Genomic DNA, 12,801 nt, shown 5'->3' on the forward strand with positions numbered 1-12,801 from the left:
TTCAATTAAAAAACAGTCTGGCCAGTTCCCTATCGCCTTAATCTGCCTTGTGATGGGGGTGAGTAAGTCCGGTTATTTGCTTAAAAATTATGACTGAATATTTTAAGCAAGGAAATTATGGTTTAATATTTCAGTTTTTAACTGGTTGAATTATTAGAGTTTAAACTGCTTATTAATAATCTTAAAAAGCAATAAACTAAAATGAAAACGGTGGTGTTGGCCACCGTTTTTTCATCGCTGATTGCAAATTAATCAACTTTAAACTGCGACATGGTCTGTTTTAACTTAGCTGATAAGCTAGAAAGTTGCTCGCTTACTTCATTGGCTTGTTCAACAGAAAGCAGTGACGAAGCGCAGGCATCTTGCATTCGTTCAGTGCTTTGGTTTACTTCATGAGTGACGTCAACTTGCTGTTTTGATAATTGCGCGATATTTTCAATCATTTCATATAATTCAGCAATCGAGTGGAAAATGGCATCTTGCAGAGCATCTGCTTGATTAAGCTCATTAATACCTTCATTGGCATGTTCAAAGGTACTTTCCATTTCATTCACTAAAGTGCGAGCTTCTGTTTGTAGTGCTTCAATACTTTGTTGAATTTCTAAGGTTGAGCTTTGTGTACGACTGGCAAGGGTGCGAACTTCATCAGCAACCACGGCAAAGCCTCGTCCGGTTTCACCTGCTCGCGCAGCTTCAATGGCCGCATTAAGGGCTAATAGGTTTGTTTGTTCGGCAATGCCTTGGATCACATCGAGTACACTGCCAATTTTTAAACTTAGTTGCTCAAATTGGCCGACTCTTTGGTTGGTTTGACTTACCCGTTCAACTAGTTGCTCAATTAATCGTTTTACGTGTTGTGATGTTGCATTGTTTTGTTCACTGTCTGTTTTTACTTGATCAATGCTCGACATCACCTTTTGTACTTCGGCTTCTTCTTGATTGATATTTTGCATGACTTGAACCATGGCACTTGCTACCACATCAACTTCCTGTTGTTGTTTAGTCAGGGCTTGATAAACCCTTGCTGATTTTTGTTGCATAGTCTGGCTTTGTGATGCCGTTTGATCGGCTGCTAGGTTGGCTTCAATTATCAATTTACGGGTTTTCTCTAGGAAAGCATTAACACTATGGGCCATAGCACCGATTTCATCTTTAGAATGAATGGAAATTTTCTGTGTTAAGTCACCACCGCCGCGAGCTAGGTTTTGTAGAGCACTGGTCAGCATGGTTATTTTCGACAAAATACGGTTGCTGATAATAAAGGTGAGGGCAACTAATAATGCGACAGCTGAACACAGTAAAATAACCCAAAGATCGTTAATTAAGCTAACGACGTTATCTTGTACAGCCTGGTTGATATTATTGGCCGTTTGCTGGTTTCCTTCGCGGACTTTATCCAATGATGAGTTTAAGGTTTGTTGTGTTAATTTGGCTTCGTTGTTTAAAACTTGTTCTACTTCATTTGCACTGGTATCAATTAAGCTAGAGAATTGTTGGCCTAAGGTTTCATTCAATTGTGCTTGTTCTGATGTATCTACGGCGATGATGAACTTGCCAATAACTGAGCCTTTAGGGTTAATATCCGCTTCAGCAATATAAACCTGTTTTGACAACTTTGCGCCACTGATCAGTTTATCCATTTTCCTTCTGCCCGTGCCTTGTTCTATTAACGCTGTCACTTTGGCTGAGCTGCGGTCAATATGCCGAGTTAGGTACTTTCCTTGTGCGTCAAAATAGATGGCAAATAACACTTTAGGATTTTGATGAGCAGCGATAACTAACTCTGTTAGTTTGGGAATATCTTTATCCCAAATATATGGAGGAGAGACGGAAGCGAGTAAAGTCGCTTGCGCTTGAATACTTTGTTTGGCGTGGTTAGCGACCAAATCACTAATATTTTTTTGTGCCTCATTTAGGCCATGATTTAAGCTAGTGTCGAGTGCTCTTTGGCTTTTTTGGGTGCTATTGAGCATTGCGTTTGCGATGGCTTGTTGAGCTAAGTCTATAGTTTGCTGCGTACTTTGATTGCTGCTTTTAAATTCGAGCGCCAAATTATCCACTAGGCTGTTAATGCTACTTTTAGTCACGCTTAGAGTAAGGAGCGTCTGTAGGGCGACCAAAATAAATACTGCTAGCATAACTTGCAGTAATAGAGGGCTTTTAAATCTCGCGAGCATACTATGACCCTATTCGGTAAAGGTATAAGATCTAAGTCTAGCAAGCTATTTTAGCGAAATGTATCAGAATTGTTAATTTATGCTGTGTTGCGCAATGATTGCCTCGTAAGGTAGCTTCAGCCATAATGCGCCGATTCAAGGAGGCGGTATGTCAGAAGACGATGAGAAGTGGATGCGGCATGCATTATCACTGGCCGACAAAGCGCAGGCAGTCGGTGAAATTCCAGTTGGTGCAGTATTAGTTAAAGATAATCAAGTGATTGGTGAAGGCTGGAATCAGTCTATTTCGCTCAACGATCCATGTGCCCATGCTGAAATTATCGCGTTGCGCCAAGCCGGTACAAATATCAATAACTATCGCTTATTAGATACAACTTTATACGTTACCTTAGAGCCTTGCCCTATGTGTGCAGGGGCGATGGTACACGGGCGTGTGGGTCGCCTTGTTTATGGCGCTGCTGATGCTAAAACAGGCTCGGCAGGTAGCGCTTTTAATTTGGTTGCTAGTGACAAGTTAAACCATAATTTGGACGTTTGCGCTGGCGTATTAAGCGAACAGTGCAGTGAAAAAATAAGCGCGTTTTTTCGCCAACGCCGCGCTGAGCATAAAGCGCTAAAATTAGCGCAAAAAGCGGCGTTAGCTAAAGGAGAAAATTAAGGCGTTACTATTTCGGTGTTGATTGCAGCACTGGCTTGTTCTAACGTAACCGCTGAGCTCGTTTGCTCAAGTGTCGCTGTCGCTGAAGAGGCATCTTCACTCAAGGTTGGCGGTTGTTCCTGTAATGCTGCTTGCTCTGCCAGTAATGCTTCTTTGGCTTGCTCACGAATTAGCCAAACCAAGCTCTCCTGGTATTGGCGAATGTTATTAACATAATGGCGCGCTTCACCACCTCGTGCATAGCCGTATCGCGTGCGTTGATGCCATTGTTTACGTTGTAATAAAGGCAATACATCTTTTACGTCTGCCCAGTTGTCTTGATCTTTACCGATCGATTTAGTTAGTCGCCTCGCATCCATTAAATGACCAAAGCCAAGATTATAAGCCGCCAGTGCAAACCAAATTTTTTCATCTTTATGCACGCTATCTGGTATTAAGCCTAATAAATAGGTGAGGTATTTTGCCCCACCTTCAATACTTTGCTCGGGATCAAGACGGTTGGTTATGCCCACAAAATCGGCGGTGTCGTTGGTTAGCATCATCATGCCTCGAACACCCGTTGGGCTTCGAGCATTGGGTTTCCAGTGACTTTCTTGGTAGCTAATAGCAGCTAACAAAATCCAATCAAATTGCTCTGTTTGATATTTTTCAAATAGCTCGCGATAGCGAGGTAAGGTTGTTTTTGCACGTTGTAAAAAGCTGCGGGCATCCACAAAATCAAATTTTTCAATATGACCAAAATAACGCTCAATTAATTTGGCAACATGGCCTGATTGATGGTTACTACCAATAAACTCAATCAGAGCGGAATACAAACTATCGTCAATACCTTTCTTTAACATCCAAGCAACGGGAAGCTGTTTTTCTAGGGTAAAGGCTTCAGCTAAACTGGGGTAATATCGCTGTGCTCGCGCGAGCACTTTATCATCTACCATGGCATAAGTTGCTTCGCCGTCTGCCACCATGCGCAGTATTACCATTGGATCTTCATCGTCAGTCGCAATCCAATCTAAGGTGGGGTATTGAATTTTGCGCTGTTTGAGCAGTTCCTCTGGGCCGGAGTCTTTCAATACTAAAATAGGGTCATCCACTTCAGAAAAGTCTTTAGGTTTATTGCTGCCCTGACGATAAACTAAGGTACGCGAGACATTATAAAATGGCGGAGCACTGCGATATTTTTCGGCGCGCTCTGGTGTTAAGGTTAACCCTGCAGCAATAAAATCGATGTTGCCGTTATCTAACTCATTAAATAATTCAGTCAATGAATAGGCGGGGGACATATCAAGGCGCACCCCTAAGTGGTTGGCAAAATCATTGGCTAACTCGTAATCCATACCTGATAACGTATCACCAACATAAACATAACTGACAGGGGTGTTTAAGGTGCCCACGCGCAGCACGCCGCGTTGTTGTATTTGTTGCAATTGACTAAAGTCTTGCAAAGGCTCACAGCCACTCATGAATAGACTCAGGGCTAGCAACAATAAACATGTAATAGAAGAGTTGTTTTTCAAACGTTAGAACTGCCTTAATAACCAAAATCAAACTATTTATACCAGCTATAACTATCTGAGTCATTAGAATCAAAATAAAGCTGCGAAGTGAGTAGCTTATGTCACTGTTATTTGATTTTTGTTTTATCTTATGTAGGTGGTGAGGTCATCTCAACAGCTTCTTATCTCATCTGTTGTATAGCCTTGTCTTCTCCTTTTCTCTATAATACGCGCGATTCAAACCCCACCCACACAATAAGAGTGAGAGATGTTGATGGAAATTTTGCGAGGTGCACCTGCACTGTCAGCTTTCAGAGTGAACCAGTTACTGAAAAACTGCGTTGATTCACAACTGCCTGTAACCAATATTTACGCTGAATTCATGCACTTTGCCGACGTATCGGCATCATTAACTGAAGCTGAGTTATCGGTTTTAGCAAAATTATTAACTTACGGACCGAGTATTCAAGAGCACGAGCCAATTGGCCAGCTTGTCTTAATTACCCCTCGCCCGGGTACCATTTCTCCTTGGTCATCGAAAGCGACCGATATTGCAAAAAACTGTGGTTTAAGAAAAGTGAAGCGTTTAGAGCGCGGCATTGCTTATTACATAGAAGGTGAGGTTTCACCTGAGCAACTTAGCCAAGTTGCTGACTTATTGCACGACCGCATGATGGAAACCGTATTCAACGAACTTGCTCAAGCAGACAAGCTGTTTGTACAAGCGCAGCCAGGTGAAATGTCGAGTGTTGATATTTTAGCGGGTGGCCGTCAAGCGCTTGAAACGGCAAACGTTGAACTAGGCTTAGCGTTAGCGGAAGACGAAATTGATTACTTGGTTGAAAACTTCACTAAGTTAAACCGTAATCCAAATGACATTGAATTAATGATGTTTGCGCAAGCTAACTCTGAGCATTGTCGCCACAAAATTTTTAATGCCGATTGGACAATCGATGGTATCGAGCAGCCAAAGTCGCTGTTCAAAATGATCAAAAATACCTACGAAAACTACAGCGAAAACGTATTGTCAGCCTATAAAGACAATGCCGCGGTAATGGTGGGGTCTAAGGCAGGTCGCTTCTTCCCAGATGTAGACAGCCGTGAATATAACTACCACCAAGAAAATATTCACATTTTAATGAAGGTTGAAACCCATAACCATCCAACGGCTATTTCGCCTTGGCCGGGCGCAGCTACGGGCAGCGGCGGTGAAATTCGTGATGAAGGCGCAACGGGTATTGGCTCTAAGCCAAAAGCAGGCTTAGTCGGTTTTAGTGTATCTAACTTACGCATTCCAGGTTTTGAACAGCCTTGGGAAACAGACTTTGGCAAGCCTGGTCGCATTGTTTCAGCGTTGGATATTATGCTAGAAGGCCCATTGGGCGGCGCGGCATTTAACAACGAATTTGGTCGTCCAAATATTTTAGGTTACTTCCGTACTTATGAAGAGCAAGTAAACAGCCACAATGGCCTTGAAGTACGTGGTTACCATAAGCCAATTATGTTAGCGGGTGGTTTAGGTAACATTCGTGAAGAGCATGTTGAGAAAAAAGACATTCCAGTTGGCGCTAAGCTAGTGGTGCTGGGCGGTCCTGCGATGAATATCGGTCTAGGTGGCGGCGCGGCATCGTCAATGGACTCGGGGCAATCGGCAGAAGATTTAGATTTTGCGTCAGTACAGCGTGAAAACCCAGAAATGGAGCGCCGCTGTCAGGAAGTGATCGATCGCTGTTGGCAGATGGGTGATGATAACCCCATCCAATTTATCCACGATGTGGGCGCGGGCGGTTTATCCAATGCAATGCCTGAGCTGGTTAATGACGGCGGCCGTGGTGGTAACTTTAATCTGCGCGCTATCCCGAACGATGAGCTAAGCATGGCGCCACATGCGATTTGGTGTAACGAGTCGCAAGAGCGTTATGTAATGGCGATCAAGCCAGAAAACATGGCAGTATTCGAAGCTATTTGTAAGCGTGAGCGCGCGCCGTTTGCGGTATTAGGTGAAGCAACCGAAGAGCTGCACTTAACCCTAAATGATGATCACTTTAACAACAAACCAATCGATTTACCGATGGATGTGTTGTTAGGTAAAGCGCCGAAAATGCACCGCGATGTGAAAAGTGCGAAAGCGCAAGGTAAGGAATTAGATACTTCCGGTATTACAGTAAAAGATGCGGCGCATCGTTTACTGCGTTTGCCTTCTATTGCTGAGAAAACCTTCCTTATTACTATTGGTGACCGCACGGTAACGGGTCTAGTGGCACGTGACCAAATGGTTGGCCCTTGGCAAATTCCGGTAGCTAACTGCGCCGTGACGGCAAGTAGCTACGATACATATACCGGTGAAGCGATGTCATTAGGTGAGCGTACGCCAGTTGCGTTACTTAACTTTGGCGCCTCTGCGCGTTTAGCGGTGGCAGAAGCCATCACTAACATCGCAGCAACCAATATTGGTGAGCTAAACCGTCTTAAGCTATCTGCTAACTGGATGGCGGCAGCGGGTCACCCGGGTGAAGATGCCGGCCTTTATGAAGCGGTGAAAGCGGTCGGTGAAGAGTTGTGTCCTGAGCTAGATATTACTATCCCAGTAGGCAAAGACTCGATGTCGATGAAGACTAAGTGGGAGCAGGACGGAGAGGCGAAAGAAGTGACCTCACCATTGTCACTTGTGATCACAGCGTTTGCTCGCGTTGAAGATATTCGCGATACAGTCACTCCTGAATTGCGCACTGATAAAGGTGACAGCGAGCTGATCCTTATCGACTTAGGCAACGGCAAAAACCGTCTTGGCGCCTCTTCACTAGCACAGGTGTACAAACAGCTTGGTAACGACGTACCAGATGTTGATAGCCCTGCATTGCTAAAAGGTTTCTTCGATGCTATCCAATCTTTGGTAATCGATAAGAAACTATTGGCTTACCACGACCGCAGTGACGGTGGTTTATTCACCACTATTGCGGAGATGGCATTTGCCGGTCATGTCGGTGTTGACGTAGCACTTGATGCCCTTGGCTCGGATGATTTAGCGGTACTGTACAGTGAAGAATTAGGTGCAGTGATTCAAGTTCGTAGCAGCGATAAAGAAGCGGTATTAACGACGTTGGCAGGCCATGGCTTGGCGGCAAATAGTCATGTAATTGGTACGCTTAATAGCGACGATACGGTGCGCTTTACCCGTAATGGTGAATCGGTACTGACTGAGTCTCGTAATGAACTTCGTATGGTGTGGGCTGAAACCACTTACCAAATGCAAGCCATGCGTGACAACCCTGAGTGCGCTAAGCAAGAGCTTGACGCCAAAGCGGACGTTAAGGACCCAGGTTTGTCGGCTAAGTTAAGCTTTGATATCAATGAAGATATCGCTGCGCCTTACATTGTTAAGGGCGTTGCGCCGCAAATGGCGATATTGCGTGAGCAAGGCGTTAACTCACATCAAGAGATGGCGGCAGCATTCGATCGCGCTGGTTTCTCTGCGGTAGATGTACACATGAGTGACATTTTAGCGGGTAACGTCAATCTTGAGCAGTTTGCTGGCTTAGTGGCATGTGGCGGCTTCTCATACGGTGATGTACTCGGTGCCGGTGAAGGTTGGGCTAAATCTATCCTATTTAATGACCGCGCTCGTGACCAGTTCCAAAGTTTCTTTAACCGTAATGATAGCTTTGCACTCGGTGTGTGTAACGGTTGTCAAATGCTATCAAACCTAAAAGAGTTGATCCCTGGGTCAGAGTTATGGCCACGTTTTGTGCGTAATAATTCTGAGCGTTTTGAAGCTCGCTTTAGTTTGGTTGAAGTGCAAGAGTCCGCGTCTATCTTCTTAGGCGGTATGGCTGGCTCACGGATGCCAATCGCTGTTTCTCACGGTGAAGGTCGTGTTGAAGTAGCCAGTGCTGACGCATTAACCGCCATAGAGCAATCTGGCACGGTAGCACTGCGTTTTGTTGACAACTATGGTCAACCGACACAAGCCTACCCCGCGAACCCGAATGGTTCGCCAAACGGCATTACAGGTTTAACCACGCAAGATGGTCGTGTCACTATCATGATGCCTCACCCAGAGCGTGTGTTTAGAACGGTAGCCAACTCTTGGCACCCAGATGAGTGGAGCGAAGACAGCCCATGGATGCGTATGTTTAGAAATGCGCGTGCTAATATAGGTTAAATCTAGTACTTAAGCATTAAGGCTGAAACAGTGATGTTTCGGCCTTTTTTTGTGCCTGTAACCCAACAATAAATATAAACGAGCTCAAGAGTTTGATGCTGATCTCACTTTAATTAAACTAGATATATATTTTAGAACTGCTGGGAAGCTTATCTTTCATAATAATGTTCTCATTTGAGTCCTTGCTCTCAGCTCAATATCAGTTGTACTAATAATTATTCTACTAAAACTGAGTTTTCATGTTCTTTGTCTGATTGGTTTGTTTTGGGCAGCAAACTAATCGGCGAGCGTTTTGTTCACTTGAACATAATAGGTGGTTTGCTTGAGTTTAAAAACAGTTCTTTATTTTGGTGATAATGCCTTATCGGCAAAAAAACTCGTAGAACAAATCCTAACTCAGGAGTTGTTTAGTTTTTCTGATGTGAATAACAGTAACGATTTTGAAGAAAAGTTGCAGCAAGCTTGGCAACTGATTCTGATTGATAAGCCTGTTACACCAAAGCAACAAGACATGCTATCAAAATGCCAAACTCAGCAGCAAACACAGCTGGTTCATCTGCAATTAGACTTAATTCAGAGAGAGCTCACTGGTGATTTAATGGCGCAAAACCGCATACTAAAAAAACAATTAGACGATGTTCACTCTTTATTAAAAGCCACTGTAAACACTATCCCAGATCTTATCTTTTATAAAGATCCTACTAGCCGTTTTATGGGCTGTAATCAGGCTTTTGAAGTGTTTGCTGGTCAGCCTGAATATGCCATTTTAGGTCATACAGATGATGACTTTTTTGAACCCAATCAGGCGTTAATGTGTCAAGAGCAAGATAAATACGTGGTTGAATCGGGTGAAATTCTTACATCAGAAGAAACCCTGACTTATCACAACGGTGAGAAGCACTTAATTGATATGTACAAGGTCCCTTATTTTGATAAACAAGGAGAAGTACTAGGGTTAATTGGTGTTGGTCGAGATATTACCGAAAAGCGCAAAGCTGAGAAAAAGTTAAAACGCGCAGCCATTGTGTTTGAAAATACTCAAGAAGGGATTCTAATTACTGATAAAAAGGGCACTATTTTATCGGTTAATCCGGCTTTTAGTTTGATTACTGGTTACAGTGAAGAAGAAGCGCTAGGTAATACGCCAGCATTACTTAAGTCGGGTAAACATGATGATGCGTTTTACCAATCATTTTGGCATCAACTAGACAGTGTGGGTAATTGGCATGGTGAAATTATTAATCGACGTAAGAATGGTGAAGATTATCATCAATGGCTGAATATTAGCTCAATCAAAGATAAGAATAACGCAGTCACTAACTATGTTGCTACTTTCTCTGATTTAAGTGAGTTGAAACAATCAGAGGAAAAGCTGCAATATATTAAATATCATGACAGTTTAACAGGTCTTGGTAACCGCCTGTTCTTTGTTCATCGCCTCGAAGACAGTGTGCAACGGGCACGGCGTAATGGCCATGGTTTTGCCATTATGCATATTGATCTTGACCGCTTTAGTCGAGTGAATAAGAACTTGGGTCATAATTTTGGTGACCGTGTATTGAAAGAAGTGGCCAAAAGGTTAACGGAGATATTTTCTGAAAAAGATGTGATCGCCCGTTTCGGTAGTGATGAGTATGCGATCATGATAGATGAAATGGTTCATGAACAAGATGCTGCTCATGCCGCGAAGAAATTGGCTAGAGAGTTATCTTGTGGCTTAATTGTTGACGAACAAGCCGTATATTTAAATGTCAATATTGGTATTAGCCTCTATCCCGATGATGGGGAAACCGCCGATTCGTTACTCAGTAATGCCGAAGCCGCGTTGATCAGGGTTAAACAAGATCGAAGTAACTATTACGAGTTTTATACTGAAGAATTGACTTTGGCCGCGCAGCGACAATTTACCTTAGAAAATGAGTTGCGATTTGCTTTAAGACGCAATGAGTTTGAACTTTATTACCAACCTCAACTTGATTTGAAAAAAAATAAAGTGGTCGCTGTAGAAGGGTTAATTCGTTGGAATCATCCGACTAGCGGCATTATAGAGCCATTGTCATTTTTGTCTGTGGCTAAAGAAAGTGAGTTAATGGCAAACATCGACTTATGGGTGATCCAACAAGCATGCTTACAAGCGGCGGAGTGGGAAGAACAAGGCATACACTTTGGTCGGGTTGCTGTGAATTTATCCCTTTGTGTATTAATGCAAGCCGATTTGATGAGTAATGTGTTGAGTTACTTAAAAGACACAGGCTGCGCCGCTCACTTGTTGGAATTTGAGGTGCAGGAAGACGTATTATCAGATGATTCGGCCGTGGTGCGGGCTAATTTGATTAATATGAGTAAGCTTGGTGTGCGTTTAGCGATTGATGACTTTGGAACTGGCCGTTCATCCCTTAATAATATGAAGAGAGTTCATGTCGATAAAATCAAAATAGCGCAAGATTTTATTCGTCATGCTCATGTCGACCCGATAGAAAAAGCCATCATTAAATCAATTGTTTCGCTGGGAGATAATCTCGGTATTGATGTTGTAGCCGAAGGCACTGAAACCGATATGCAAGTAGAGTACGTGTCTGACTTGGGTTGTCATTTAGTGCAAGGCTTTCATGTTTCAAAACCAATGCGCAAAGCAAAAGCTGCATTTTTCTTGCGTTGTCGTCGTTAAGGCTTACTTGACGGCGCGCTCTGAAGGTATGATTATGTAATCTAAATTATGCCTTTAGGGTTATCATGTTAAGTGAATGGATTAATTACGTTTGGCGTGACGTGCTAGCTTGGAGCTTAGTGTTACTCCATACCTTGATCATCATTTCTGTTTCCTTACGCGTCATCATGAAACGCCGAGAAATTGGTATTTCATTATCTTGGCTAGCAATTATTTATGCATTACCTTTTGCCGGTGTTGGCTTTTATTTCTTGTTTGGTGAATTAAACCTGGGAAAAAAACGTGCGCAGCGCGCGACACACATGTTTTCACCTTTTAAATTAGCCATTGAAACTTTTCGTGAAAACCAGTCTGCCCGTGCCCTTGAGGTGAGCGATACAGCCAAGCCCATGCATGATTTAATTGAAGGCTTGTTGGGAATGCCCAGTATTGCGGGCAATCATTTAACGCTACTGGATACAACAGATACTATTTTGCTTGAACTGATTGAGCAGGTTAATCAGGCCGAGCACAGCTGTATGATGGAATTTTATATCTGGCATTTAGGTGGTTTTTCTGACCAGCTTGCAGATGCATTAGGTAATGCAGCCAAACGTGGGGTAGATTGTAAACTGTTATTAGATTCTGTTGGTAGCCGTGCTTTTTTTGATTCTGAACTCCCTGATGAGTTGCGCGCTGCAGGGGTACAGTTAGTTGAGGTGTTAAAAAGTGGCCCATTGAGGATGTTTTTTCAGCGACAAGATTTGCGCATGCATCGTAAATTGGTCTGTATTGATGAGCGGATTGCTTATACCGGCAGTATGAATATTGTTGATCCTCGTTTTTTTAAACAAGATGCAGGCTTAGGTGAATGGATTGATGTGATGGTTCGGGTACAAGGGCCAGCCGTTGCTTTGATTACATCTTTATTGCAGTGGGATTGGGAGATGGAAACGGGCGAACGGCTGTTAACTCCCTTTGGCACGCAAGACACATTACATGGTGGTTGCGGCGACCGCGTGCAGTTGATCCCTTCAGGTCCATTCCCCGGCGGTGACTGTATTCATCAATTACTGCTGACCTGTGTTTATCAAGCCAAGCACAGTTTGGTACTAACAACGCCTTATTTTGTTCCCGATGATAGTTTGCATAAGGCCTTACAGGCCGCGGCCCATCGCGGTGTACAGGTTAAAATTATTTTACCGGCACTGAATGATTCATTAATGGTGAAATATGCCGCTAGTGCATTTTATGACGAGCTATTAGCTGCGGGCGTTGAAATATACAAGTTTCATGGTGGCCTATTACATACAAAAAGCATTGTGGTTGATGAAGTGGTAGCACTGGTGGGAACGGTGAACCTTGATCGACGCAGTTTTTGGCTAAATTTTGAAGTGACTATGCTAGTGGATGATGCTGAGTTTGCTGGGCGGGTTTTGAACCTGCAATTACAGTACATGCTCGCGTCAGAAAAATTAACGCTTAATCAGTGGCGGCAGCGTTCGCGTATTAGGCGTTTTTGGGAGAATGTTTTTTATTTATTTAGCCCTATTTTGTAAATAATCCCAGCTCGACATAACCAAAACAGCATGCTTGCTCTCACCAAAACGTGGTGAATATGTTCCTTGGCATTTTCATTCCTGAAATCGAAATATCGAGATAAA

At 43.3% G+C, this 12,801-nt stretch carries 6 protein-coding genes; 4 read left to right on the forward strand and 2 right to left on the reverse strand.

What is annotated here, in order from left to right:
• Positions 1-248: 248 nt before the first annotated feature.
• Positions 249-2,177 carry a methyl-accepting chemotaxis protein gene (locus Q4519_RS04410; RefSeq protein ID WP_303509947.1) on the reverse strand — a complete coding sequence of 643 codons (1,929 nt, stop codon included), beginning with the start codon at positions 2,175-2,177 and terminating at the stop codon, positions 249-251.
• A gap of 148 nt (positions 2,178-2,325) precedes the next feature.
• On the opposite strand from Q4519_RS04410, the gene tadA reads away from it, so the two are divergent.
• Entirely contained in the window at positions 2,326-2,835 is a 510-nt protein-coding gene (tadA, locus tag Q4519_RS04415; RefSeq protein WP_303509950.1) for a tRNA adenosine(34) deaminase TadA, read from the forward strand.
• Here tadA and mltF read toward each other — a convergent pair.
• Positions 2,832-4,349 (reverse strand): membrane-bound lytic murein transglycosylase MltF, encoded by a 1,518-nt coding sequence (gene mltF / locus Q4519_RS04420; protein WP_303509954.1) that lies wholly within the window; start codon positions 4,347-4,349, stop codon positions 2,832-2,834. The two genes, tadA and mltF, sit on opposite strands and share 4 nt — an antisense overlap.
• A gap of 253 nt (positions 4,350-4,602) precedes the next feature.
• Between mltF and purL the strand changes: the two genes are divergently transcribed.
• The 3 genes from purL to cls all read left to right on the forward strand — a co-directional run bounded on the left by purL (position 4,603) and on the right by cls (position 12,696).
• On the forward strand, positions 4,603-8,490 hold the full coding sequence (purL, locus tag Q4519_RS04425) for a phosphoribosylformylglycinamidine synthase (protein WP_303509957.1): 3,888 nt from the start codon (positions 4,603-4,605) through the stop codon (positions 8,488-8,490).
• A 322-nt stretch (positions 8,491-8,812) separates the two neighbouring features.
• Positions 8,813-11,158 carry a GGDEF domain-containing phosphodiesterase gene (locus Q4519_RS04430; protein WP_232800331.1) on the forward strand — a complete coding sequence of 782 codons (2,346 nt, stop codon included), beginning with the start codon at positions 8,813-8,815 and terminating at the stop codon, positions 11,156-11,158.
• A 65-nt stretch (positions 11,159-11,223) separates the two neighbouring features.
• Positions 11,224-12,696: a cardiolipin synthase gene (gene cls / locus Q4519_RS04435; protein ID WP_232800332.1), complete on the forward strand. Its 1,473-nt coding sequence runs from the start codon at positions 11,224-11,226 to the stop codon at positions 12,694-12,696.
• The last annotated feature ends 105 nt before the right edge of the window (positions 12,697-12,801 follow it).

This window comes from Motilimonas sp. 1_MG-2023 (assembly GCF_030547455.1).
Taxonomy (GTDB): domain Bacteria; phylum Pseudomonadota; class Gammaproteobacteria; order Enterobacterales; family CBDFNC01; genus Motilimonas.